Source organism: Shewanella sp. SM101 (genome assembly GCF_025654465.1).
Classification (GTDB): Bacteria; Pseudomonadota; Gammaproteobacteria; order Enterobacterales; family Shewanellaceae; genus Shewanella; species Shewanella oncorhynchi.
In genome coordinates, this window is the sequence record NZ_JAKKRH010000006.1 from 34871 (window position 1) to 60222 (window position 25352).

General features: G+C 45.7%; 22 protein-coding genes. 12 read left to right on the forward strand and 10 right to left on the reverse strand.

From position 1 onward, the window contains the following. The first annotated feature begins 137 nt into the window (after positions 1 to 137). From L5M38_RS04760 to L5M38_RS04780, 5 genes are all read left to right on the forward strand, one after another. The gene (locus tag L5M38_RS04760; protein WP_263178461.1) at positions 138 to 1862 is read left to right on the forward strand and encodes an RluA family pseudouridine synthase; all 1725 of its coding nucleotides are present in this window, start codon (positions 138 to 140) and stop codon (positions 1860 to 1862) included. A 143-nt stretch (positions 1863 to 2005) separates the two neighbouring features. Beyond that, on the forward strand, positions 2006 to 3466 hold the full coding sequence (locus tag L5M38_RS04765; RefSeq protein WP_263178462.1) for a DUF3142 domain-containing protein: 1461 nt from the start codon (positions 2006 to 2008) through the stop codon (positions 3464 to 3466). Further along, positions 3456 to 5741, forward strand: coding sequence for a hypothetical protein (locus tag L5M38_RS04770; protein WP_263178463.1), 2286 nt, complete (start codon positions 3456 to 3458; stop codon positions 5739 to 5741). Before L5M38_RS04765 ends, L5M38_RS04770 begins: the two co-directional genes overlap by 11 nt. Before the next feature lie 756 nt (positions 5742 to 6497). Then, positions 6498 to 7403 carry a hypothetical protein gene (locus tag L5M38_RS04775; protein WP_263178464.1) on the forward strand — a complete coding sequence of 302 codons (906 nt, stop codon included), beginning with the start codon at positions 6498 to 6500 and terminating at the stop codon, positions 7401 to 7403. Positions 7404 to 7488: 85 nt separating this feature from the next. Further along, on the forward strand, positions 7489 to 7830 hold the full coding sequence (locus L5M38_RS04780) for an SMI1/KNR4 family protein (protein WP_263178465.1): 342 nt from the start codon (positions 7489 to 7491) through the stop codon (positions 7828 to 7830). 135 nt (positions 7831 to 7965) lie between these two features. Here the strand turns inward: L5M38_RS04780 and L5M38_RS04785 are convergent, their stop codons facing one another. The 5 genes from L5M38_RS04785 to L5M38_RS04805 form a co-directional block, all read right to left on the reverse strand. Further along, positions 7966 to 8919, reverse strand: coding sequence for a D-2-hydroxyacid dehydrogenase (locus L5M38_RS04785; protein WP_263178466.1), 954 nt, complete (start codon positions 8917 to 8919; stop codon positions 7966 to 7968). A gap of 35 nt (positions 8920 to 8954) precedes the next feature. After that, a complete protein-coding gene (locus L5M38_RS04790) occupies positions 8955 to 9587 on the reverse strand; it encodes an outer membrane beta-barrel protein (RefSeq protein WP_028761520.1) in 633 nt (210 codons plus the stop codon). Positions 9588 to 9628: 41 nt separating this feature from the next. Beyond that, positions 9629 to 10417, reverse strand: a complete 789-nt coding sequence (gene djlA, locus L5M38_RS04795) for a co-chaperone DjlA (RefSeq protein WP_113939902.1) — start codon at positions 10415 to 10417, stop codon at positions 9629 to 9631. Between the two features lie 69 nt (positions 10418 to 10486). Then, entirely contained in the window at positions 10487 to 11164 is a 678-nt protein-coding gene (murU, locus tag L5M38_RS04800; protein ID WP_263178467.1) for an N-acetylmuramate alpha-1-phosphate uridylyltransferase MurU, read from the reverse strand. Further along, positions 11161 to 12204, reverse strand: a complete 1044-nt coding sequence (locus L5M38_RS04805; protein ID WP_263178468.1) for an aminoglycoside phosphotransferase family protein — start codon at positions 12202 to 12204, stop codon at positions 11161 to 11163. Before L5M38_RS04805 ends, murU begins: the two co-directional genes overlap by 4 nt. Positions 12205 to 12363: 159 nt before the next feature. Between L5M38_RS04805 and lptD the strand changes: the two genes are divergently transcribed. From lptD to L5M38_RS04840, 7 genes are all read left to right on the forward strand, one after another. Beyond that, positions 12364 to 14661, forward strand: a complete 2298-nt coding sequence (gene lptD / locus L5M38_RS04810) for an LPS assembly protein LptD (protein ID WP_263178469.1) — start codon at positions 12364 to 12366, stop codon at positions 14659 to 14661. A 242-nt stretch (positions 14662 to 14903) separates the two neighbouring features. Continuing rightward, positions 14904 to 16208, forward strand: a complete 1305-nt coding sequence (surA, locus tag L5M38_RS04815) for a peptidylprolyl isomerase SurA (RefSeq protein WP_105249993.1) — start codon at positions 14904 to 14906, stop codon at positions 16206 to 16208. Between the two features lie 6 nt (positions 16209 to 16214). Next, positions 16215 to 17201: a 4-hydroxythreonine-4-phosphate dehydrogenase PdxA gene (pdxA, locus tag L5M38_RS04820; protein WP_105249994.1), complete on the forward strand. Its 987-nt coding sequence runs from the start codon at positions 16215 to 16217 to the stop codon at positions 17199 to 17201. Between the two features lie 15 nt (positions 17202 to 17216). Then, a complete protein-coding gene (rsmA, locus tag L5M38_RS04825) occupies positions 17217 to 18023 on the forward strand; it encodes a 16S rRNA (adenine(1518)-N(6)/adenine(1519)-N(6))-dimethyltransferase RsmA (RefSeq protein WP_028761527.1) in 807 nt (268 codons plus the stop codon). Between the two features lie 48 nt (positions 18024 to 18071). Continuing rightward, complete coding sequence (apaG, locus tag L5M38_RS04830; protein ID WP_028761528.1) at positions 18072 to 18452, forward strand: Co2+/Mg2+ efflux protein ApaG; 381 nt, start codon at positions 18072 to 18074, stop codon at positions 18450 to 18452. Positions 18453 to 18473: 21 nt separating this feature from the next. Then, the gene (locus tag L5M38_RS04835) at positions 18474 to 19298 is read left to right on the forward strand and encodes a symmetrical bis(5'-nucleosyl)-tetraphosphatase (protein WP_263168054.1); all 825 of its coding nucleotides are present in this window, start codon (positions 18474 to 18476) and stop codon (positions 19296 to 19298) included. Between the two features lie 97 nt (positions 19299 to 19395). Then, entirely contained in the window at positions 19396 to 21417 is a 2022-nt protein-coding gene (locus L5M38_RS04840; protein ID WP_105249996.1) for a methyl-accepting chemotaxis protein, read from the forward strand. 235 nt (positions 21418 to 21652) lie between these two features. Here the strand turns inward: L5M38_RS04840 and L5M38_RS04845 are convergent, their stop codons facing one another. The 5 genes from L5M38_RS04845 to cgtA form a co-directional block, all read right to left on the reverse strand. Continuing rightward, a complete protein-coding gene (locus L5M38_RS04845) occupies positions 21653 to 22066 on the reverse strand; it encodes a DUF3718 domain-containing protein (RefSeq protein WP_105249997.1) in 414 nt (137 codons plus the stop codon). A 219-nt stretch (positions 22067 to 22285) separates the two neighbouring features. Next, complete coding sequence (gene folA, locus L5M38_RS04850) at positions 22286 to 22768, reverse strand: type 3 dihydrofolate reductase (protein WP_263178470.1); 483 nt, start codon at positions 22766 to 22768, stop codon at positions 22286 to 22288. Between the two features lie 27 nt (positions 22769 to 22795). Further along, positions 22796 to 23269: a threonine/serine exporter family protein gene (locus L5M38_RS04855; protein WP_113939894.1), complete on the reverse strand. Its 474-nt coding sequence runs from the start codon at positions 23267 to 23269 to the stop codon at positions 22796 to 22798. Beyond that, positions 23266 to 24027, reverse strand: a complete 762-nt coding sequence (locus tag L5M38_RS04860; RefSeq protein ID WP_028761534.1) for a threonine/serine exporter family protein — start codon at positions 24025 to 24027, stop codon at positions 23266 to 23268. The genes L5M38_RS04855 and L5M38_RS04860 overlap by 4 nt, the downstream gene beginning before the upstream one ends. A gap of 27 nt (positions 24028 to 24054) precedes the next feature. Continuing rightward, the gene (cgtA, locus tag L5M38_RS04865; RefSeq protein WP_105250000.1) at positions 24055 to 25224 is read right to left on the reverse strand and encodes an Obg family GTPase CgtA; all 1170 of its coding nucleotides are present in this window, start codon (positions 25222 to 25224) and stop codon (positions 24055 to 24057) included. Positions 25225 to 25352: the final 128 nt, after the last annotated feature.

Sequence of the window (25352 nt, forward strand, 5' to 3'; positions counted from 1 at the left end):
AATAAAAAGTGACCGTCTCCAATAGGCGGAGTAAACTAGCGCCCTTTCTTGCTAGCCCTCATCTAAGTTGTGGCTTAACCCAGATAATTAACTCCGATAATTAACCCAGATAAGTAAAACCAACAGTAGACCCCAATATGCATCTTCAGCCTTCTTGCTTTACCTCTTTCACACAAGCCATTGATGCCTATGCCCTACCGCAGCGTTTTACCTTTCCTTTCTATTACGAACCGCATCCACTGTGCGTGATCGCTGCCAACGAATTACAACGCCACCTTGAGACTCAAAACAATTGGCAACATAACTTTGGCCTCACGGGGGAGTTAACCGGTGCCATTGGTAAAATGTTTGGTGTGCTTTTAGTGCAAGATCCGCAGGGGAAAGTGGGCTATTTGTCGGCATTTTCGGGCAAGTTAGCTGAGCAGAACCATTGGCCACGCTTCGTTCCACCTGTGTTTGATATGCTGGCTAAGGACAATTTTTTCCACGCCGAAAATCTACAAATCAACCAAATTAACGAGCAGCTACTTGCAGTAGAAAATCACCCCGATATTCCTCGGCTATCGAGCGAACTCAACGCTGAGCAAGCTCAAGCACAAGCCAAGCTTGCCGCCCACAGGCAAGTGATGATCGACGGCCGTCAATCCCGTAAGACGCAGCGCAATCAACTCGCAGTGCAATGGGCTGCCAATCCGACTGATGAGACTTTACGTGAAAATACTGCAATCGAAGCTAAACTCAGCCAAGAAAGCATTAATGAAAAGAATCAGTTAAGAGATATTAAACGCTATTGGGATGAACGTATCCATGCCATCAGCCAAGCGTTAACTCTGCTCACTGATAAGCGTGACGCGTTAAGACTACAGCGTAAACAGCTCTCGGCGACGCTGCAGCAAAAGCTGTTTGAGCAGTATCGTTTTTTGAATATTCGCGGCGCAGAAAAAAGCCTTAACGGCATATTTAACGGGACGGTTGAGTTAACACCGCCAGCAGGCTCAGGGGAATGTGCCGCCCCTAAGTTGCTACATTACGCCTTTAAACATGGTCTTAAACCATTAGCGATTGCCGAATTTTGGTGGGGGGCACCGCCAAAATCGGAAATTCGCCAACATAAGCAGTTTTATCCTGCCTGTCTGCGTAAATGCCAACCTATCTTGGGGCATATGCTCGAAGGGCTTGTTGTCGATGATAATCCCCTGCTGACGAACCCCGCCGAAGGCAAAACCTTAAGCATCCTCTACCAAGACGAGGCGATGGCGATTGTGAACAAACCCGCCGAGTTTTTATCAGTGCCCGGCAAAGAGATTGAAGACTCAGTGTATTCGCGCATGCGGCAAACGTTTCCCAATGCCACAGGGCCACTTATCGTCCACAGGCTCGATATGTCGACCTCGGGATTAATGGTGATCGCATTGACAAATGACGCCCATAAACAGCTGCAAAAACAGTTTATCCAGCGCACAGTCACTAAGCGTTATGTGGCACTTTTAGCAGGGATCCCTACAGCAATGGCAGATAAACAGGCCGCAGGACAAATCTCTTTACCCCTACGTGGCGATTTAGACGATAGACCGAGACAACTCGTTTGCCATGAGTTTGGCAAAGCAGCCCAAACCTATTGGAAATTAAGCCATATCGATGAAATGGCACGTACAGCCCGCGTATATCTATCCCCAAAAACGGGCCGAACCCATCAACTCAGAGTTCACTGCGCCCACTCAGAAGGGCTAAATACGCCCATTTTGGGTGATGATCTGTACGGCACTCGTGCCAATCGCCTGCATCTGCATGCAGATTTATTGATACTTCAACATCCCGTCACCCGTGAACAGATGCGCTTTCAAGTCGATCCTGATTTTTGAGATCTGAGTTCTGATATTGATTAACAAGGCACCAAAAGGAAAACCAAGCTTAGTGGGCATTATCAGAAGTTTGACCGCGATGTATAAGTGGCATTTTTCGGGCATAGTAATGCCTCATCCCAAAGGGAATTTATAGCAGCAATATGGGCAATCTAGTTAAAAAAATTAAGCAAAATAAGTGGTTATTATGCGCTTTGTTGTGCGCTTCAGTATTTGTGAGCGCCTGCCAGCCCGCATCGAACGCTAACGAAACCACGGCTAGCCCAAATACCAGTGTCGCAGTAAAAGCCGCTACAGAAGCAACAACGCTTCGAGCGCCACTCGCGCAGGAAGTCTATATCTGGCAGCGCCAATGGCGCCCCGCCAATCAAACGGCATTAGTGCAAAGCCAAGATGCATTTCAAGGATTACGTATTTTAGCGCTGCAAGCACATCCCAAAACCAATGGCGCAGACATTTGGTTTGAAGTTGCGGTCAATCATGCTTGGTTGCAGGCAGATCCTAGGCCAAAAATTGCCGTGATTCGCTTAGATGGTCAGTTCGTGTATTTAAATGATGAACAAGTGATCAATAAAATCAACCAAGTACTAGCAACTTGGCAGGCAAAAGGCACGCACATCGCGGGGGTTGAAATCGACCACGACAGTGCCAACAGTAAACTGCCAGCCTATCGGGATTTCCTTAAAAAGCTTAAAGCGCTGTTACCCACAGAACTCAAACTCAGCATTACTGCACTGCCCGCTTGGCTCAGTAGCGCCGATTTTCCCGTGTTACTCACCAGTATCGATGAACTGGTGCTACAAATTCACAGCGTAAGCGATCCACGCCTCGGGCTATTCGATGCGACTCAAGGTTGGCAGTGGGTGCAGCAACTCTCAAATATCAGCACTGTGCCTTACCTTATTGCACTCCCCGCCTATGGTTCGGCGGTCATCAGTACAGCTTCAGGTTATAAAGTTGAAAGTGAAACACCGCTGCGCGATCAACTCAAATCAGTCAATGTAGTACAGGAACTGATGGCCGACCCTCTAGTATTACAAGCCTTTGTGCAAAAACTACACACTCAAAAAGATGCCAAACTCAGAGGCATTATCTGGTTTCGGCTGCCGCTGGAAGGGGATAAAAGGGTTTGGCCACTCAACACCTTAATCGCCGTTGCACAGCAAGGTGAACTTGCCGCTAAGATTGAATTAGTGATCTCAAGCGATAACAAGGCCACAACTCAAACGATATTAGCCGCTGAAAATAAGCCAAAAAATCTGGAAATCCACAAGCAACAGCTATTCCAACTGAGCTTAATGAATCACGGTAATATTGCAGGTGAAATTCCTCCTATTTTGTCGCTAGCGGGACAAGCTTGCAGCGGGTATGATGCGCAAAATGGCTATAGCGTAATACAAAAAGATGGGCTGTTAACGTGGCAATGGCGAGCTGAGAATACAGCAGCGTTGACACCAACCAAAACAGTTTCACGCACTGCAATCATGCCTATGCCGCAATCAAACAGAGACATTCAAACACACATGCTCAACCCTGGCGGCCAAAAAGTGATAGGCTGGGCACGTTGTGAGTCATTATATTTACAGGGAATTTATGCGCCATAAGCCAAAACTATCGTTTACCATGGCAACACCCAATCGGGCTTTTATGCTTAAAAAGACCACGCTCATTTGTTTAAGCTTATTTTCCCCTATGCTATTGGCCTGCGGCCCCGATTTTCCTTTGCAACTCACTCAGGATAGGCAGAGCAATCTCAGTTATTTACCGCAAACCTCTTTCAGCCAGCAGCTCACCGCCCTCGCAAAACCTTTGCCTTGGCAGTATCAAGATGCACCCGCTGCACAGGAATATCTCTGGGATGAAGTGCATAGCCGTTATCTTTCACAAACTCGCGCCTTTGAAAACAGCGAGTTAAGTGACGCCCATTTAGCTTTAGTGAACACTTTGCGGGATGCAACGGGCCCCATTGAAGCCGAGCAAATGGCCGCTAAGTTAGACAAAGATCTACCACAAGCGCTAACTTGGTACACTTTAGGTGCCGTAGCGTTTGAAGCAAAAGATTATGAGAGGGCGAGTAACTATTTCAGCAAAATCATTAAATTACCACAAAACGAACGCGCATCTCGTAGCCTGTGGGCACTCTATTCGCTGTCGCGTATTGAGCTTATCTTAAGCAAGACTTCGGCTGATCCTGAACATTTTAATCGTGCCAATGCTTACCTAACACAATTACAAACCGAAGTCGCACAAGGCGCCGCCGATCCCCTGCGTTTGAGTTTAGCGAGCTTAGGTGAGCAAGCCTATATCCTGCTACACCAAGGCCAGCCGCTCCCGCAATTGACCAATCAAGGGGCAGGTGAAACTGAGTCAGAGCTGCAAATGACTCTCACCCCTGATGCACTGAATAAAGCTATTGAGCTCTATGCCACCCAATCAGTACAGGGCGATAGCGGCGGTTATGATTCCTTATTGATGTTAAGCCGCACTTTGATGGGTAAAGAGATTGCTGAACTTAAGCCGCTACTGCAACAGGCGAGCGTGCAACAGTTATTGATTGCCTATTGGCAAAGCAGCACTAATGAATTCGCCTACAATGGCCAGCTTTCAGAAATGGGATTAAAGGTTGCAGAGCTCCTTAAAGTATTTCCAACCGATGGCTTACAGCTCAACCATGGCGATAAATTAGCGGCGATTTATTACCAGTTAGGTGATTATGCCAGTGCTGAGCGCCTATTAACGCTAGCGAAACCGAGCGGCCTCACTTGGTGGCTCAACGCAAAATTAATGCTACAAAAGGGCGATCAAGCAGAAGCGGCCAAGGCCTATGCTCAGGCAGCGCGTCACTTCCCTGAGCAACTCAATAAGATCTCGGCCACTGTTGACGCTAAAGAAACTCAGCAACAAGCCATTAATGCCGATGAAGATACAGCCACTTACTGTCGTATTCGTGCCGAGCAAGGAGTGTTGTCACTAGAGCGTGGCGAATATGTCGATGCGCTCAGTCACTTACTCGCCAGCGGTGATGAGTACTGGCAAGACATCGCCTATGTGGCGGAGCGCGTGCTCACCACGGCTGAACTTAAGTTATTTGTCGACGAACATGTGCCATTTATCGCCTTTGAATACCCTAAAGACAGCGACTGGTACGATAATATTGAGCCAATTAACAACCGCTTGCGCTACTTGCTAGGTCGCAGGCTATTACGCGAAGGCGCGATAGCTGAAGCGCCAGTTTACTTCCCTAATCCTAAACTGAATGACAGCGCCCTTGCCTACGGCACAGAGTTGAATGCAGCGAAAAAAACAAAAGGCATTGATAGCGCGAAAGCCTATTGGGCTGTTGCCGAACTTGCCCGCCACCAAGGCATGGAACTCTTAGGATTTGAATTAGCCCCGGATTACACTATTTACCAAGGTGTGTTCGATCTAAGTGATTGGAATGAGCCGAGCAAACTGGCTGAGAAAGAACAACTGCGGATCAGCGCCAGCCAAGCAATTCCCGATAAACGCTTCCATTATCGCTACACGGCAGCAGAACTAGCCAACAAGGCATCGGATCATGTACCCCACAACAGCCAAGCCTATGCAGCGCTACTCTGCCAAGCCACTGGTTGGGTCTTGTATCGAGATCAAGAGCTTGCCCTGCGTTACTACAAAAAATACGTCGCCAACGGCCCCTTTGTGCCTTGGGCCGAGAACTTTGGTTTGCAGTGTGAAGCGCCCGATTTTGACGGTGCAGTAAAACGAGCGCAGGCGAATGAAATGGCAGAATGGAACGCCCTGTACCACAAGCTGAAAAAGCCCGTGGTCTTGAGCTTTGCCGTTATCGCAACACTGCTGGGGATTTACACATGGCGCAGAAGAAAACGTAAACAGTAAGTACACAAAGAGCCTTTCTTATATTCCTAAAGAAAGGCGCTAAAGCTAAGCTGATGAATTGCTGGTGTGCAGGGGGAATTGCCATTGTTTCCCCAGTGACAATCTTAACGACCATTGAACTGTTTATCTGGCTAAAAGCTTTTGCCCCAAAGTGTGTTTTGCTGTTCAAAAGGGAATCGGCCAAGTAAAGCTTTGCCTATAGAAAAGTTGATGGTTCGACTTAGAAATTATGTATCCCATCTTTTTCGTAGTTTGAATACTTTAATCAAAATCAAAGTCGTGGGGCTTCACCCCACACCCGACCAAGGAGGACTGCTCGTCCTATCCTCCTTGGATGCTCCAAGACGCCCCCAACGTAGTTGAAAGCCCCTTGTGCTCATTGACAAATTTGCTATCGCTTCCGAAGGATGCGTCCCTGCACCTGCGAAAGCTAGCTCGCCCTCCATGGCGAGACTCACGCAGTTTGTCTATTCGCCCTGCGGCAACTCCGAGGGGAGGTGTATTCCTTAGAGTTTTGAGTCGTTAGATAGCGATTCATCAGCAAAAAATAAGTGTGAAAAAACGAGAAAGGTAAAACGATATCAAGTGATTACCCTCTAAACTGTATAAAAAACCGCTACCGCAAAAAAGCAAATTCCTATAGCATCATTCATACCAATTGACATGGATGTGGCAGCGGCCAAGTCCAACAAGCGATTTATGCCCTGCAAACAGCGCAGCGCATAAATACTAAGAAGTTAGCAATCAAGGGAATCTATGGACAATCCTGATAAAAGAGAAAATTGGTTTGTGAGAGTGCTAATAGTACTTTTCTGTCTTCTATTGGCCTCGATGATCGGATTCAGTTACTTTAGCGTTGAGCCCAAAGGACAAATAAACTCTGGCATTATTACTTTGCTTCTGCTGTTACTTGTTTTGATTTTGTCGGAAAGTTTCGACAACTTTTCCATTGGCAAGTTGATTTCAATAACCCGTGAAGCCAAGAAAAAGGAAAAAGAGGTTCAAAAACTCGAAAAGGAGAAATCTGAACTTCTAACTCAGTTGATTACCATTTCAAGCAGTCAGCATCAGACTCAACAACACACAAATGTCTACGGGGATTATCACGCAGGCAAGGGAGCCTCAGTTGAGCGAGCCTCTGAGCAAGAAGTTGAGGCTAAAGCATCCGATGAACGATCAAGAGTTATCGAGGCTTCAGGCCCAGAGTTTCGTGTTGATTGGCGAAAAGTTGAATTGGTTGCAATGCAAAAATATGTGCTACAAAAAGGCATTCATGCGTCAAATATTATAAGTGAAGCAAAACTTGTTACGCAGTTTCATGGAATCGATCCAGTAAGCAATCATCAGCCAATATTTGATGGTTATTACAAAAATGATGATAAAGAAATATTTATCGAGTTTAGACCAAATCGTGGAATTCACATGATGTTTAGAGAGCGGCTTTATATGATGCTCTCTAAGTTAAATCATTATCAAAATGTTAAGGGTGCAAGCGTACATCTCGACTTTGTTTGGTTGAATGTTCCAGAGGAAGAAAATAATCATCGAAGCAGCGATCGATTTATGCAGGATTTCGAACCAGCGATTGCCTCTGGCCTTTTGCGAATAAATGAAATTGAAATTACAAAAGAAGAAATGGATTCCTGCAAGCGTGAAGTGTAGCAATGCTAACAAAGCGCGAGGGCGGACAAATTTTCCGCTGCGCTCCAAATTTGCCGCAGAGCGCGGCGTTATGTGAAGTCTCACCATGAACATCGAAGATATAGAACTGTATTTTGGGGCGAAGCTACCAAGGTCGTATCGTGAGTTCATATCAACTCACAAAATAGAATCTGAAGGAGACGTACACCTATATCTTCCAGAAGATATCATAGAGCGCAATGAGTGCTACGAAACAAAAAGATACGCGCCTGGATATATAAACATTGGAGACAACGGTGGAGGCGAAGCTTTCATCCTAAAGCTGAGTGAAGAGGATCCTGAGGTATCTATTATTGGCCACGGCAGCATGGATCCTGAATTAAAAGAATTTGTTTATAAGGACTTTAGTAGCTGGCTTGCTTCTGGATTAAAATACGAAATTGAGTAGTTACATAATCGGGTAGCCGGAGGTATCTAGCCTTCAACCTCCAGCCCCCACACCACCTTGCATGCGGCTCCGCACAGGGCGGTTCATTTAGAACGCCTAACCTGTTTTCTGGTTCTGATAGTGACGTATATTGCTTTATCTGTTTACACAGTTAATCACTTCACCCTTTAAATAACCGTTCAAATTCGCCACTGCGATATTGAGTAGACTTTGTCTTGCTTCCTTCGTCGCCCACGCATTATGGGGGCTGATGCTGATATTAGGCGCACGCAATAAGGGATTATCTGCAGTGGGCGGCTCGGTCGATAACACATCCACGCCGGCAAATAACTTGCCTTGAGCCAGCGCAGCAGCAAGCGCGGCTTCATCAATTAATCCACCGCGCGCTGTATTAATCAGCAGCGCATTAGGCTTCATCAAGGCGAGGGTTTGTTGATTGATAAATTGCTCAGTTTCTGGAGTAAGCGGACAATGGAGCGAAATAATATCTGATTCGCTAAGCACAGTATCACGTTGCGCCCACGTCACGCCTTGGGGTAAATCCTTGATGATTGAACGAGTATTGACAAGAACTTTCATCCCGAATGCGAGGGCGAGTGTTCCCACCTGCTGACCGATATCGCCATAACCTATTAAGCCTAAAGTCTTGCCTTTTAAAGATTGCAACGGCATTAAAGTAAAACAAAAATCTTGGCAGTTCACCCACTGGCCATCGACCACAGCTTGATGATGGGCGGCCACGGCTTGGGTGTGATGCAGAATATGGGCAAACACCATTTGCGCAACGGCATCAGGCGCATAAGCGGGCACATTAGTGACCACTATACCTTGCGCTTTAGCTGCCGCGATATCGACAACGTTCGTGCCCGTGGCCAATACGCCTATGTATTTGAGACTAGGAAGCTGTGCTAGCGTCTTTGCAGTCAACGGCGTTTTATTGGTGAGAATGACTTCAGCACCTTGGGCTCGCGCGACAATATCAGTGCCACTCGTGCGGGAAAAACACGCAAACTCGCCTAATTCATTTAAGGATTGCCAGCTGAGATCGCCAGGATTTAAGGTTTCACCATCAAGTACGACTATTTTCATGCCACTAAATCTCCTTTTAAGACGATGCGTTAAATCTAAAAACTGACTTTGAGCCCAAGGTTAGCCTGAGCCTGCCACATCACATCCGACGTAATGTGCCATAGGCATTCATCTTCATTGCAAAACAGCGAAGTGTCACTGTTGATAAAAGTCGCATAACCCCGAATATCCGCAAACAGGCCAAAGTGTGGCGTCACTTGATACTCTACCCCGCCACCAATCCCCATGGAGAAACGCGTTTCGCTCGACCAACCGCTAGGCAGCATGCGGGTGATCCCCGCGCTGGCGGTGACATAGGGCTGGATATCACCACGGGGAAAATATAAAGTGCCACCCAAGTGGATGTAATCTAAATCTAACGAGGTAAGAAAGTCTGGCGTAAACAAGCCGCCACTTTTCAGTTCAGAGGCTTGATGACTATATAAAAGATAAATATTACCGGGATCATTGGTGCCAATACCCACCATCAAACCGTAATGGCTCGACTCCTCGACCTTCACATCGGCCTTATCACCAGTTTGATCTGTGTTGACCTCATATTGATTCACATCAAATTGACCGCCCCCCAGACTATAACCACCAAAAGGAGCGATAAACACCTCGGCCTGCGTAGACATAGCAACAGGTAACAAACTCGCCAACAGCAACAAACGGTAAGTGTTTTTCATAATGAATTCCTTATCTTTTACAAAAACCAATTTAATCAAGGCTAACGCATACCGCGCTCAGACTTGACTCTGTCATAGGCTGCTTGAATATCCTGAGCCTTACGATTAGCGAGCTCCATCATTTCCGGTGGCAACCCTTTCGCCACTAACTTATCGGGATGATGTTCATTCATCAATTTACGGTAAGCCCGCTTAACTTCTTGGTCGCTAGCTTCGTTCGTAATGCCAAGTAAACTGTAGGCATCAGTAATCGATGTTTTATTGCCACTCGATGTTTGATGGAAACGAAACTCCGCCTGCCAGCGTTTAAGTAATTCATCTAACTGCGCTCGACCATAACCTAACTCTTGAGCAATCGTCATCAAGATAGCGTGCTCAGCAGGATCCAATTCACCGTCAGACAGTGCCGTTTGGATCTGGATTTCGATGAACATCTGCACTAACTCTTTGCGTCCCATCGTAATAACACGGAAAGCTTGTAAGCTGCTGCGCAAATCAAAATCCGCCGATTTACCCTCACGAAATGCCTGTTGCGCTTCTTTACGGGCTTCCCCCGTTAAACGCATTTGATCCATTAATAAGGTCGCAATGCGAATATCGGTTTCGGTAACATGTCCTGATGCTTTCGCCACATGCCCCATTACTGCAAATGTGGTATTAAAGAAAATGGCTTGGCGATTCTTAGCCTGCCCTAGAATCTGTCGAAAACCCACGCCCGATGCCGCACGCTTATCGTAAAGATGACCGAGCCACAAACCTAGCAGTGCACCAAAAATACGGCCGAACATAAAGCCAATGACAAATCCAAAAAACTTACCCCAAAGCCGCATCTTATTTCCTGATTTCTATTATGTATTTGATGCACTAGCTTAATCCTATGGATATGCCAGCACCGAAATTTACTTGTTACTTTTTAACCTTAGTTCAAGCGCTTGCAATCGTGCAATGGTACCGACATCACACCAAAATCCATTAAACAAGGCACCACTAACTCTGTCTTGAGCCATTTGCGATCGGAGCAACGGACCCAGTGCAAAGGCGCCCTGCGGCGTGTCATGAAATAGCGCAGGGTGATAAATACCCATGCCCGAAAACGTGTACTTAACATCACCACGCTCCTGCACTTGATGACCATTCAAAGCAAAATCGCCATTTGGATGCTGCTCAGGATTAGGCACTAACCATAAGTGAGCGAGCCTATCCGCTGCCAGTTGCGTGATTGGCGGTAAAGCATCAATAAACACATCACCATTAATCACTAAAAAAGGTTCGTCGCTTCCGTCCTCACACAATAAAGACAAAGCGCGTTTAATACCGCCGCCGGTTTCTAACGCACTCTCTTCAGCGCTATACCGAATGCGCACCCCAAAAGTGCTGCCATCGCCCAGAGCTTCGACTAACTTATGCCCTAGCCAAGCATGGTTGATGACGATATCGACTATGCCTATCGCGGCAAGTTTTTCAATATGATAAACAATCAGCGGCTTACCTAACACTGGCACCATAGGTTTAGGCAAACTGTCCGTTAACGGCCGTAACCTTTCCCCTCGTCCAGCGGCCAAGATCATGGCTTTCATTGCTTAACCTCAGATGAAGACTGACTCACAGTAAACGCAGGTAACACACGACGAGTTAACCAGTGTGCAAATGGCACGAGTTCGGGATACTGCAGCGAGATGTCGACAATATACGTTAATGTCAGTGGAATATCCGCCATATACGCAGGTTTACTATCGCGATAGTTTAATCGTGCAAAAATCCCCACCGCCTTAATGTGGCGCTGTAAGCCCATGAGATCAAACCAAGTTTGATATTGCTCAAAAGGAGTCTGTGCGGGAATAAAACCAAGCGCTAATGCTTGCTGATAATGATACCGCATCAAGTCTGCGACTAACGGCTGTGGCCAACGAATATAACAATCGCGTAGTAGTGATACCGCATCGTAAGTCACAGGACCAACGACAGCATCCTGAAAATCAATCACGCACAGCTTGTCCGCTTGCAGCATAAGATTACGGCTATGGAAATCCCTATGCATTCCCACACTAGGTTGAGACAGCGCATTGCCGACGAGGCGATCAAAAGTATCATTCAGCAACTGCAACTCTGCCGCGTCCAAAGACAAATTAAGATGTGTTCCTAACAGCCACTCAGTAAAAATGTGTAATTCACGGCGCACAAAGGCTTCATCGTAGTTAGGTAATGCCTGAACTAAACCGCTATCAAGATTCTTGCACTCAATCACAGCGGCCACTTGCGGTAATAAATCGAGCGCCTGACGGTAAAACCCTTCCACATTTTGTACCGTCAATACAGATAAGAGTTGGGTATCGCCCAAATCACTCATCAACATAAAACCCAAATCGGCATCGGCGTGGATTACTTTTGGAACTGTCAGTCCCACGGCTGAATAAGCATTCGACAGTGCAATAAACGGGGCGATAGGCACTAACTGAGGCGGTGAATCAGCGGCGATAAAGGTAGCATCAGGCATCGAAATCCGAAAGTAACGCCTAAAACTTGCGTCTCCGGAAATCAACACAGGCATCACCTCACAGGAAAAATAAGCATTCAGCCACTGATTAAGGGAAAGAAATCTCGGATCGGATAAAGTCATTTCATGGCTCTTAAAGAAAAATTGCTTTATTATAGCTGGCATAGAATTTGGAAACAGCTAAGAAATTGAGAGATTTATTAAGCGATGTTGCGTTTGTCAATTGCAACTTTCCCCATCCATACTTGTCCAGAATAAGAAATCATAATTACTGACCTAAAGATGCAGATCCGATACCTTCTGGCCCTGAGCCTGTTACCGCAATTAGTCCTGGCAGACGACTCTCTAACCGCTTCGGCATCCCAATGCTTAATCGAACCGCCAGTACCCCGTATCGTATCTCAAACCCAAGGGATGAGTGCGGCTGAACTCAACAAAATTCGTATTGCGTCTGATAACACCAATGCCGAAATGGGGAAGCAGGCGATTTTCCGTGGCGATGTGGTTTTTAGCCAAGGCGATAGGCACATAGCAGCCGATGAGGCGATTTTAGATCAAGCTACTGAACAGTTTGATGCCAATGGTAATTTAGTCTTTCAAGACAGTAACTTCACCGTTACAGCCGAATCCTTACAAGCTCAAATGCGGACAAACCGTGCCACCCTTAAAGGCGCACAATATTGGATCCATGGCCAACAAGTTCACGGTGATGCCGAAAAACTGCAAATTACTATCAATAACAATTTAATTTTAACGAATACCAACTTCACTACTTGCCCTCCTGACAATGTGTCTTGGCTACTCGAGGCCGAAAAGATCAAGATCAACAGTGAAGAAGAATGGGGCGAAATTTGGAATGCCAAACTAAGAATTGGCGGTGTACCTGTATTCTATATTCCCTACATGACAGTTCCCGTTTCAGAAAAACGTAAATCTGGCTTTCTCTACCCTAGTTTTAGCACTAGCACTACTGATGGTGTCGAAATTTCTGCACCCTATTATTGGAATATTGCCCCAGAGTACGATTTAACATTTACGCCTAGCTATATGTCAAACCGTGGTTTATTCACTAAAACAGAGTTTGGTTATCTGGCGGGTGAAGCCCAAAATGGCCGAGTCAATTTAGAATATCTAGGCAATGACAAATTGATCGATGGTAGCCCGAATCGCTACCTATATAACTGGCAGCATCAAGGGGCGATCGATAAAAATTGGCGCGTGTTAGCGAATTTTACCGATGTATCAGATAACAATTATTTCAATGATTTAAAGTCAGATGTTAACCGTGCAACCGATAACCAGTTATCACGCATAGGTGAAATCAGCTACTTCGAAAGTAACTGGGATCTAAGCACCCGAGTACAAGATATTAAAGTACTGGGTGAGGATGAAAAACCATATCAAGTCATGCCTCAGGTTAACTTTAACTATCGCGCTGCTGATTTTTGGAACAATTTAGATTTTGGTTTCAATTCAGAGCTAACGAATTTTGCCCATCAGGACAACAATGTTAATACGGCGACTCGTTTGCACATGTCACCGAGCGTAACTCTGCCAATACATGGACCTTCAGGCTCGCTCACCAGCCAAGTTAAGCTGATGCAGACCAATTATTGGCAACAAAATAACAATCCAAGTGAAGAACTAGACGATACAGTGAATCGCACCATCCCGCAGGTACGGATTAATGGTCAAATCAACTTCGAACGTTTTACTGAGCTTTTCGATCAAAACTACCGCCAAACGCTCGAGCCACAATTTCAATATCTTTATGTCGGCTACGAAGATCAACGCAACATAGGCATTTATGATACAGCTCAATTACAGGACGACTACTTTGGTCTATTCCGTGATCGTCGCTTCTCGGGTCTGGATCGAATTTCCGATGCAAATCAAGTCACTCTAGGTGTTACCACACGTCTGTTTGATAGTCATAACCAAGAAGCCACTAAATTCAGCCTAGGACAAATTTTTTATCTGCAAGACAGTAAAGTCGGTTACGAAGACAGTATTTTTGAGTCTAATCAATCAACTTCAGTACTTGCTGCAGAGTTAGATACCCGCTTGTCCCATGATTGGTATATGGGGGCTGCGATTCAGTACGATACCAACACCAGTGACAATAAAAAATCTGAAGTCACCTTAGATTTCAGACCTGAAGCGAATAAATTGCTGCAATTTAGCTATCGCTATGTCCCAGATTTATTGAACTCAAATACCAATGATACAGTGAACATCTCCCAAGCGGGCGTTCGTGGCGCTTGGCCAATCAGTGACGACCTCTACTTTGTTGGTAATTGGTATTATGACCTTAACGAAAGTCGCAGTATTGAAACTTACACAGGTATCCAGTACGAATCATGCTGTTACGCAGTAAGACTTAGTTATCATTACCGTATTAAAACCAACTATGACGACAATATAGGTTCTGCCACAATTGATCCTCGTGAGCAGTTTGATAGTGGTGTCTACCTGAACTTAATCATTAAGGGACTCGGTGGTTCTGGCCCATTAGGCGTATCCGATATGCTCAATGACGGCCTGTTTAACTACAGAAAACCGCTTTATCTGAGGAATTAGCAAAGAATTGTGATAGATTGCTGAACCTCAACAAGGACTCAGAGTCCAAACAGATTAATGAGTGCTTTACCGTTCACCTTTTGCTAAAGCGAATAAAAACGGATCTTAAGGTCTAACCTTGCACTCAAATGCGTCGCCAAAAAATTACATTAGGGCAACTCACTGTAATTTCGATATAAATGGTAAAGTTATTTCAATTAAGCCGTCGAACCTGACCTTAGAACGTGCCAAGGATTTTGTGGATGAAACCCAGTAAACATCTGATTTTTGCTTTATTTGCACTCGCGATCAGCCAGCCTACATTGGCCGCACCCCAGCCGCTAGACCGCGTTGCAGTCCAAATTAACGACGGCATAGTGCTCGAAAGTGAAATCACTAACATGATTGACACTGTTAAAGCGAATGCCAAAGCAGCAAACCAATCGTTACCTTCTGACAGTGCCCTGCGCACTCAGGTGATTGAGCGTTTAATCTTAACTCGCCTACAATTGCAAATGGCTAGTCGTATAGGGCTGAATATTGGTGACTTACAACTAGACCAAGCGATTGAAAACATCGCGCGCGAACAAAAAATGTCTGTCGCGCAGATGCAACAAAAAATTGAAAGCGAAGGTTTAAGTTTCAGCCAATACCGCGAACAATTGCGCGAAGAAATCACTCTAGGTGAAATTCAACGTATTCAAGTACAACGCCGTATTCAAGTATCACCACAGGAAATTACTAGCCTAGTCAAACTCATCCAAGAACAAGGGATGAAAGATGTGGAATACCAAATTGGCCACATCCTGATTGACGTGCCTAATAACCCCACCAGTGAACAACTCGAAGCATCAAGCAAACGCGCCAATATCGTCTTAGAACGTTTGAAGAGTGGTGAGGATTTCCGTCGTACCGCTATCGCTTCTTCTTCAGGTCCTAAAGCACTCGAAGGCGGTATTTGGGATTATATGAACATCAACGAAATGCCAACGCTGTTCGCCGAAGTGATTAACGGTGCGAAAATGGGTGACATTATCGGCCCGATTAAGAGTGGTGCAGGTTTCCATATTATTAAGATCATGGATGCTCGCGGCCTACAAACCAAAGAAATCGAAGAAGTTAGAGCGCGCCACATTTTGCTCAAGCCATCGCCGATCCTGTCAGAAGACCGCGCTAAAGCCATGCTTGAGCAATTCCTGAAGCAAATCCGCTCAGGTGAAGCTAAGTTTGAAGACCTAGCGCGTCAGTACTCAGAAGATCCTGGTTCGGCCACAAAAGGTGGTGAATTAGGTTGGGCAGAACCAAGCATTTACGTACCTGAGTTTGCTCAAACGCTCAATAGTTTGAAAAACGACCAAATTAGTGAGCCATTCCGTACGACTCACGGTTGGCATATCACTCAATTAGAAGAACGCAGAAAAACCGACGCCACGGATCAGTTCAATAGCAACCGTGCGCACCAGTTGATCTTCCGTCGCAAATTTAACGAAGAACTGCAAAACTGGCTAGACGAAATGCGTTCAGACGCATACATTGAAATCTTCCAGCCAGAGACCAATCGAGGTTAATTCTAATTGAGCACTAAACGTATTGCCGTTACCCCAGGCGAACCCGCAGGTATTGGCCCCGATTTAGTCGTACAACTCGCTCAGCAGGCTTGGCCTGCTGAGTTAGTCGTTTGTGCGGATCCAGAATTACTTGCGAGCCGTGCGAAACGACTCGGTTTGCAAGTGACTTTCCGCCCTTACCAGCCAAATCAAGCTCCTAAGCCACAAGAAGCGGGCACATTAACCATAGCGCCCTTTAAATTAGTGAGCGAATCGATTTGCGGTCAGCTCGATGAGCAAAACAGCACTTATGTAGTTGAAACCTTGCGTTATGCGGGCGAAAAAAACATGAGCGGCGAGTTTGATGCTGTCGTGACAGGCCCAGTGCATAAAGGCATTATCAATCAAGCAGGTATTTCCTTTAGTGGCCATACTGAGTTTTTTGCCCATCAAGCAAATTGCCCCGATGTAGTGATGATGCTGGCAACACCAGGTTTGCAAGTGGCACTCGTGACCACCCATATTCCTCTGGCCTATGTTGCAAAAGCCATAACACGCCAACGCTTACAGCATATTATCAAGATTCTACATGCCGATCTCATCAGTAAATTTGGCATAGTTTCACCGAAAATTTATGTCTGTGGTCTCAATCCACACGCTGGTGAAGACGGCCATTTAGGGCGTGAAGAAATCGACGTGATTATTCCTGCACTCAACGAGTTGCGTGAAGAGTTCCAAATGAATATTGTCGGCCCATTACCGGCCGATACTCTGTTCCAACCTAAATATTTACAGGACGCCGATGTCGTCTTGGCCATGTACCATGACCAAGGACTTCCCGTTCTCAAGTCACAAGGATTTGGCAAATCGGTAAACATCACCTTAGGTTTACCTTATATTCGTACCTCGGTTGACCACGGTACGGCGCTCGATCTCGCGGGTACAGGCAAGGCCGATATTGGCAGTTTTGTCTGTGCTCTGAATAAAGCCATTGAGTTATCCTCAAAGAACTAAACGATTACATTATTAATGAGCAACAAAGTACATTTAGGCCACACGGCCAGAAAGCGTTTCGGACAAAACTTCCTTACCGACGGCAATGTGATTGACCGCATTGTGGGTGCAATTGCACCCGATAATCACCATGTGATGGTCGAAATCGGCCCTGGCCTTGGTGCCTTAACAGAACCTGTAGCCGATGCTGTGGATAATCTGACTGTCGTCGAACTCGACCGCGATCTGGTTGAACGCTTACATCAACACCCAGTCCTTAAAAATAAACTGACTATTCACCAAGGTGATGCACTGCAGTTTGATTTTGGCCAACTGAGTGTGCCTGGCAAAAAAATGAAAGTATTCGGTAACTTACCTTACAATATTTCAACGCCACTGATGTTCCACCTGTTCGAATTTGCCGAACAGATTGAAACCATGCACTTTATGCTACAAAAAGAAGTAGTCCTGCGTCTATCGGCAAGCCCTGGCTGTAAAGCCTATGGCCGTTTAACGGTCATGGCACAATACTTCTGCCAAGTGGTTCCGGTTCTCGAAGTACCGCCCCACAGCTTTACCCCTGCGCCTAAAGTGGACTCAGCAGTCGTACGCTTATTGCCATACGCCGTAAAGCCGTTCCCTTGTAAAGATGTGACCGTACTGCGCCACCTTTGTACTACCGCATTCAACATGCGTCGTAAGACTCTGCGTAATAACTTAAAGCACATGTTATCTGACGATGAGTTCGAGCAGTTAGGGATTGACTCAAGTCAACGCCCAGAACAGATTAGCGTGCAGCAGTATGTTGCTATGGCTAACATGGTTTGCGATAAGAAAGCATAAATATGTCTGGGCACTTAGGTGCCCTTATACCAGAGCCTAGGAACAAGAATGAGCGCATTGGACACCTCCATTCGGGTCGAAGTCAAAACTGAGTATATAGAGCAGCAGTCCTCGCCCGAGGATGAAAAGTACCTCTTCAGTTACACCATCACTATCATCAATTTAGGTGAGCAAGCGGCTAAACTTGAAACTCGTCACTGGATAATCACTGATGCCAATGGCAACACCAGTGAAGTCCAAGGTGCCGGTGTTGTCGGTGAAACGCCAACCATTGCGCCGAATACTGCCTATCAATACACCAGTGGTACTGTGCTCGATACGCCACTTGGCATAATGCACGGCACTTATGGTATGGTCAGCGAATCGGGTGAGCGTTTTCAGGCGACAATCCGTCCCTTCCGTTTAGCGACCCCAGGCTTACTACATTAATATCGTTAGGAAAGGGGTACTGTGGCGCATTATTTTGTTGGTGATATTCAAGGCTGTTTCGCTGAGTTACAAAAATTACTAGCTAAGGTCGATTTTAATCCTTCCCGCGATGAACTCTGGGCTGTAGGTGATCTTGTTGCACGCGGACCTGACTCCTTAGCTACCCTACGTTTTTTTCGCTCCTTAGGTGATTCCGCTAAAACGGTTTTAGGTAACCACGATCTCCATCTAATGGCATTACACGGTAAGCTCAAGCGCGCTAAACCCAGCGATAATCTCACTGAAATTCTAGAATCCCCCGATATCTCAGCCTCAATTGACTGGCTGAGACAACAACCTCTTATGCGTGAATTACCTGAACACCAACTCATTATGAGTCATGCGGGTGTACCACCTCAGTGGTCGCTGGAGGTATTAAGAGAAGAATCCGCACTCGTCAGTCGCGCGCTCAAGCACGATGATTATCTTGAGACATTAATAAGCCAAATGTATTCAGATACCGCCGAGCAATGGGATCCAAGTGCAATAGGCATAGAGCGCTTACGTTATTGCATCAATGCATTAACACGCATGCGCTATCTTTATGTCGATGGCCGACTTGATTTTGATTGCAAACAACCTCCTGAAAACTGTACTAATCCACAACTCAAACCTTGGTTTGAGTTTGCTTCGCCACTGCGTCAGAGTCATACCTTAGTATTTGGCCATTGGGCTGCGCTGATGGGCAAAGTCAACGATACTAAATTAAAGGCTTTAGATACAGGCTGTTGCTGGGGTGAACACTTAACCTTATGGCATCTTGAAAAAGACCAAAAAATTACGCAAAAAAAGTTAAAAAAGAGTTAAACTAAAACAGCTTAAAGTCGATAACAGACTGAACCGCCTAACCCTGAATATCACCCTGTTTTCATTTGGAAAAATATAATAAAAATCGGAGTATCCTATGAAATTTAATGTAGCCACCAGAGTGATTGGCGGATTTGGTATTGTCACACTTTTACTCGTGTTGCTAGGATTTACATCTTATTTAACCAACAATAGCCTAAAAGCCAGCTCTGCTATGATGCAAGAATTAAGCTTGCCCGCGCTGAAATCGACAAACCACCTTAGTGAAGCATTGAGTGAGCAACAAAGACAAATCCTCATTGCCTATAACACCCCTAGATCAGCAAATATCCCGAATATTCGTAAAGTGTTCGAAGACCATGGGACTCAGTTCAAAAACGAAATTGCCACCCTCACTCAGTTAGTCAAGAGCCAGCAGAATCTATCTTCTTTAATTGCCCAATTAAGCGGCAGCTTTGCCACCTTTGAGCGAGATAGTATTGCCATGATCGCCGAACGTGAGGCCTCATTGAGCAAGCAAGAACAGCTCGTTGAACTAAAGAAAAAGCTCGAAAATGCCGCCGATGATGCCTCATCAGAACTGCTCGATATTGTTGATTTAGAAAGCAGTCAAAATCCCGATGAGCAGAGTCTTGCTGCATCAGCCAGCGCTATTGATACTAGTCTCGGAAATATCATCACCACTATTGCAGATTTAGTAACAAATGACGAAGACAGTAAGCACGAACTGATCTCAAAGGAACTTGACTACATTATCAGCGAAACCAAGAACAAACTTGAATATGTGAATCGTCACGGTCAAGGTATCGTCGAAGCGGATACCTTAAGCTCGGTCACTAAAGATATCGAAAAAGTATTAGCGCTCGTCACTGGTCCGCAATCTATGTTGCAGCTAAAATCGAGTCAGCTCTCCCACTCCAAAGAAGCTGTGATAAAACTAGGCATTATCGAAAATGATGTGAAAGTCATCAATTCCAACATGAATGATGTCAGCGATAACATCGAACTTGTTGCCGCGAACATGAGCAATGACACTATAGCCAAGATTGACTCTGCCAGCATACAAACCATGATTGTTGTGTTAATAGCAATCGTTGTCGCTGTGATTGTGAGTTTTGCTGTGGTGAATCCGTTAAAACGCTCACTCAGCCAAGTGAACAATGCCCTGAACGTCTTAGCCTCAGGCAACCTTACCCATAAACTAGATGACTCTGGACACGATGAATTTGCCGAACTAGCAAAAAACTGTAATCGTCTCGTCGATAGCTTACGCAGTTTAATCATAGGTATTTTAGATAGGTCAAATCAACTTGCCGCGGCAGCCGAACAAACATCAGCAATCACAGCGCAAACCACCTCAGGCATACAAGAACAAAAAAGCCAAGTTGACCAAGTGGCTACTGCGACAACTGAACTTAGCTCTAGTGCTCAGCAGGTGTCTTTAAGTGCCAATCAAGCCCTTGAGCAAATCAAACAGGCTGATCAAGAAACTCAGCACATGCGTGCCATTGCACAAGAGAACAAACTGACTATTTTGGCTTTAGCCGATGAAGTGGCCAAAGCGGGTGTTGTGATTAATAAAGTGCAGTCGGACAGCGCCTCTATTGGCTCAATTTTGGATGTGATCCGTGGTATTGCAGAACAGACTAACCTACTCGCCCTTAACGCCGCTATTGAAGCCGCCCGTGCGGGTGAACAAGGTCGTGGTTTTGCGGTAGTTGCCGATGAAGTGCGTAGTTTAGCCTCACGCACTCAAGTGTCGACCCGAGAGATCCAACAGATGATCGAAGTGTTGCAGCAAGGTGCAGAGCAAGCCGTTGCCGCCATGGATATGGGGCGCGCTCAAGCCAACGCCTGTGTTGAAAAAACGGAGCAAGCCAACATTGCCCTCGAGACCATTAGCCAATCTGTGCATAAGGCCTATGATTCTGGCACCCATATCGCCCATGCTGCGCAGGAACAGAATTTAGTAAGCCAGCAAGTTTCTGAAAAACTAGAGCATATTGCAGCAATTTCAGAAGAAACCGCTATTGGTGCAGATCAAACGGCTCAGTCTAGCCATCAAGTCGCCAAATTAGCCGAAGAACTCCAAGCTTCGGTCGGTGAATTTAGAGTCTAATGTTTATCACCACTAAAACCTAGGGTCGCTTAGCGGCCCTTTCTTTTGAGACGAATTCACTTGCCTATCTTACTGACGACTCGAACTGTCCGGCCTTTGCACAAATTAAGGCCATAAAAAATGCCAAACTTAAGTTTGGCATTTTTATCTAGCTTAATGCTAGATACTTGATATTAGACGCTTAATATAACGTAGCAGCAAATAGAGCTAAAGTGCCGCTAAGTTCAAATCCGCATTACTCTTCTTCACCGCCCGCAGCAGCGCCAAGACGCTCTTTCACTGCAGCGGTAATTGGGCTAGCACCATGACCGTTTGCTTCAGCCCAAGCTTGGATAGTCATCCCATCAGCTTCAGCAACACTCAATTCAGTCGCCGACAAACGCTTAGCCACAAACTCACCGGTATCGTTCGCACTCGCACCGTAAGCGGTGCGCAATAGACTTGCACCATCGCAACTGATACCACTGTAAATCTGACGTAACTTAACGCGGCTTTCTTTTAACTTTTTACGTAAGCGGTTTTTGTCGTTAGCTTTTACATAATCACAAAGACTCGCTACGAGTGGATCTTCCCCCGCAACAGCAGAGGTTGGTACAGCAATAGAACTAAATCCAATCAACGCAGCCAAGGCCACAGGCATAAGACGCATCCGATACTCCTTAATACTTTCTTATAGTTTTATTATCAATTCTGTATGGGCAGCATCTATTGTCTAAATGATATTGACCTCTTGGCTTTAGCTCTCGTTCGAAATCTAGGATAACGAAATAGGCTATCTCTTTCCGTGAAAACTAAATGTCCGATATGATGCAATACGTTAGATAAACTGACACCCCATACACACAGGGTACACAACAGAAGCTGCAATTTAACATTTTTTTACCAAATTGATAAAGCGATATTCCAAACCAGCCGCATTTATACTCGACAAAGATTCAGTTTCCTTCCAAGTCCCATCGTCCCAGTGGGGGAAAAATGTATCGCCTTCCACCTCAAGATTGATTTGCGTCAAATATAAGATATCGGCGCAGGGCAATAACTCGGCATAAAGCTGGCCACCACCTATAACCACTAACTCTTCACACTCACCAGCAGCTTGTTTGGCTGCATCAAATGAGGTCACACAGGTCACGCCCTCAATCACCAGATCCGTTTGGCGTGAAATCACTATGTTATGTCGACGAGGAAGGGGCCTACCGATTGACTCAAAGGTCTTACGTCCCATCACAACAGGCTTGCCTAGGGTCATCGCTTTAAAGTGACGTAGATCTTCTGGAAGATGCCATGGCATTTTATTATCTTTTCCGATGACTCGATTGTTTGCCATCGCGGCTATCATAGCAATGCGCATGCTCACTCCTGTTTTATGGAAATAGAATTATTGAATGACGGGGCGGGTCCTGAAATACAGCAAACTCGGCATGGCCAAACCCACGGCTAACGCCCCTAGAATAAAGACAGTTTTGAGGCCATTACTAATCACTTGCCCCGTCAGTTCAGGACTGACTTGAGATTGAGCGGTCAATTGCACTAAGGCAATCACAGTATTAAATGCATAAGTGCCTGGGATCATAGGAATAATCGCAGCGACAGCATACATTAAAGGTGGCGCTAAGTGGCGCTTACCAAACCCTATGGTAATAATCCCTACTAATGCCGCGGCGGCGAAGGTTGCCCACTCGATTGGCAGACCAAACTGTAACATTAAAGTACGGGAACTATGGCCAATGGCTCCCGCTAAAGCGCAGTAAGGAAGAAATCGTTTAGGAACATTAAATACCATAGCAAATCCTACGGCGGGAATTGCTGAGAAAAAAGCATCGTGCAGCAGCGTTATCAGTAATTCCATCATAGGAAAATTCCACCGATCTGCATCGCAATCGTAATCCCAATCACAGAAGAAACTGTCAGCAAAGTAGCATGACCCCAGCGGGATATACCGACATTCATGTGCCCTTTTACCATGTCGGAAATCGCATTAATCATCGGAAAACCCGGCACTAACATCAGCACACTCGCTGCCATAGCAGCCTTAGGAGTTTCGCTTAACTCAAACAAATAACCCGTTTGAGCCAGCATACTGGTGACGAAAGCAGTGATGGCAAAATTGACTAATAAATTAAAATGCCGCTTAGCAATTGCTAAACGAACCGACATACCCACTGCCGCGGCAAAAAAAGTAATCACGCATGCAGTGAGATCGCCATTAAATAAATGACAAAAGCTAGCGCACGACAGGCCAATCATGAATACCACTATGCTAGGAGGATAGGTTTTAGGTTCAATCCGCGCCAAACGTTTACGCACTTCATTTGGGCCATATAGCCCCTTTTCCGCGAGTAAACAGATACGTTGCAATTCACAGACGACTGTCATGTTAATGCCATGCTCACGAATACGACGAGTAGTTGTGATACAGCGACCATGAACCAAACTGGTTAACACGAGGGAATTAGAGGAAATAGAGAGTTCTACGCTGGCAAGACCTAAAGCCTGACCTAGACGCTGGCTGATTTCTTCAACTAAATCAGATTCCGCGCCGTAGGCCAGTAGCAATTGTGCAGCACGCACAACTTGCCGAGTAATATCATTTTGAGTATCAGCGTACACAGAACTCTCAAAACTCAAAGATTACTATTATCTTTGGTAAATAACTTCTACGTCGTAGTCGTCATCATCAAAGTCGTCGTCATCATCTTCATCAACATAATCTTCATTCAATGAATCAAGGTTTGCTTGATGATAATTATCCCACTTAAACTCAACTTCACTATCTGGGTCGACTTCATTGTCTTCAGGTGGAAGACTCGCAATGTAATCGAGGAGTTTTAATGCCAACTCACTGGTACCGTCGCGGTTATAGGCGGAGATAGTATAAACATCGCCTTCCCAACCCATTTCTTTAACGATACGATCAACCTTCTCTTGCAGCTCTTCTTCAAGCAGCAGATCGGTTTTGTTAAAGACTAACCAACGCGGCTTACTCGCCAACTTTGGAGAGTATTTCTCAAGCTCACCTACGATAGCGCGCGCAGACTCAACCGGATCGGTTCCGTCAATCGGCTCAATATCTATGATGTGCAGCAGAATACGACAACGCTCAAGATGCTTTAAGAAGCGAATACCTAAACCCGCACCATCGGCAGCACCTTCGATGAGACCAGGAATGTCCGCAATCACAAAACTTTGCCCAGGACGTGGATTAACCACACCTAAGTTAGGCACCAGTGTTGTAAACGGATAATCAGCCACTTTCGGCGTTGCACGGGAAACCGCACGAATGAATGTCGACTTACCCGCGTTAGGCATGCCAAGCAAACCAACGTCAGCCAGCAGTAACAACTCTAATTTAAGGCTACGAACTTCACCGGGTGTGCCTAACGTCTTTTGACGTGGGGCACGGTTAGTACTGCTCTTAAAACGGGTGTTACCTAAACCATGGAAACCACCTTTGGCAACCAATAGCTTTTGACCGTGGGTCGTTAAATCCCCAAGGACTTCTTCAGTATCATGATCGACCGCGCGAGTACCAACAGGAACTTTTAAGATCAGATCTTTACCGCTATGACCAGTACAATCACGGCCACGACCATTTTCGCCACGTTCAGCCATGTGAAAACGTTCAAAACGGAACTCGATCAAAGTGTTGAAGTTTTCGTCAGCTTGCAGGAAAACACTGCCACCGTCGCCACCATCACCACCATCAGGACCACCATCAGGTACATACTTTTCGCGCCTAAAGCTAACACAACCGCTACCGCCGTCGCCTGCTTCGACCCTAATTACTGCCTCATCGACAAACTTCATACTTACTCCTGGCACCACTGAATGAAGCAATTATACCGTCTAACTTCATTGGTCGCCAAAAAACTCGAGATACTTTGCTCCCAATCTTACCTGTCAATGCTCATTCTTGGTAATCATTTACCAACTCA

Coding starts and splice junctions, on each gene's coding strand:
- L5M38_RS04780 (WP_263178465.1), top strand. CDS start 7,489: ATGAACATCGAAGATATAGAACTGTATTTTGGGGCGAAGCTACCAAGG.
- djlA (WP_113939902.1), bottom strand. CDS start 10,417: ATGCGGCTTTGGGGTAAGTTTTTTGGATTTGTCATTGGCTTTATGTTC.
- surA (WP_105249993.1), top strand. CDS start 14,904: ATGAAACCCAGTAAACATCTGATTTTTGCTTTATTTGCACTCGCGATC.
- L5M38_RS04805 (WP_263178468.1), bottom strand. CDS start 12,204: ATGACTTTATCCGATCCGAGATTTCTTTCCCTTAATCAGTGGCTGAAT.
- lptD (WP_263178469.1), top strand. CDS start 12,364: ATGCAGATCCGATACCTTCTGGCCCTGAGCCTGTTACCGCAATTAGTC.
- L5M38_RS04845 (WP_105249997.1), bottom strand. CDS start 22,066: ATGCGTCTTATGCCTGTGGCCTTGGCTGCGTTGATTGGATTTAGTTCT.
- L5M38_RS04855 (WP_113939894.1), bottom strand. CDS start 23,269: ATGATGGAATTACTGATAACGCTGCTGCACGATGCTTTTTTCTCAGCA.
- rsmA (WP_028761527.1), top strand. CDS start 17,217: ATGAGCAACAAAGTACATTTAGGCCACACGGCCAGAAAGCGTTTCGGA.
- L5M38_RS04775 (WP_263178464.1), top strand. CDS start 6,498: ATGGACAATCCTGATAAAAGAGAAAATTGGTTTGTGAGAGTGCTAATA.
- L5M38_RS04765 (WP_263178462.1), top strand. CDS start 2,006: ATGGGCAATCTAGTTAAAAAAATTAAGCAAAATAAGTGGTTATTATGC.
- murU (WP_263178467.1), bottom strand. CDS start 11,164: ATGAAAGCCATGATCTTGGCCGCTGGACGAGGGGAAAGGTTACGGCCG.
- L5M38_RS04790 (WP_028761520.1), bottom strand. CDS start 9,587: ATGAAAAACACTTACCGTTTGTTGCTGTTGGCGAGTTTGTTACCTGTT.
- cgtA (WP_105250000.1), bottom strand. CDS start 25,224: ATGAAGTTTGTCGATGAGGCAGTAATTAGGGTCGAAGCAGGCGACGGC.
- L5M38_RS04770 (WP_263178463.1), top strand. CDS start 3,456: ATGCGCCATAAGCCAAAACTATCGTTTACCATGGCAACACCCAATCGG.
- L5M38_RS04840 (WP_105249996.1), top strand. CDS start 19,396: ATGAAATTTAATGTAGCCACCAGAGTGATTGGCGGATTTGGTATTGTC.
- folA (WP_263178470.1), bottom strand. CDS start 22,768: ATGCGCATTGCTATGATAGCCGCGATGGCAAACAATCGAGTCATCGGA.
- L5M38_RS04760 (WP_263178461.1), top strand. CDS start 138: ATGCATCTTCAGCCTTCTTGCTTTACCTCTTTCACACAAGCCATTGAT.
- L5M38_RS04785 (WP_263178466.1), bottom strand. CDS start 8,919: ATGAAAATAGTCGTACTTGATGGTGAAACCTTAAATCCTGGCGATCTC.
- apaG (WP_028761528.1), top strand. CDS start 18,072: ATGAGCGCATTGGACACCTCCATTCGGGTCGAAGTCAAAACTGAGTAT.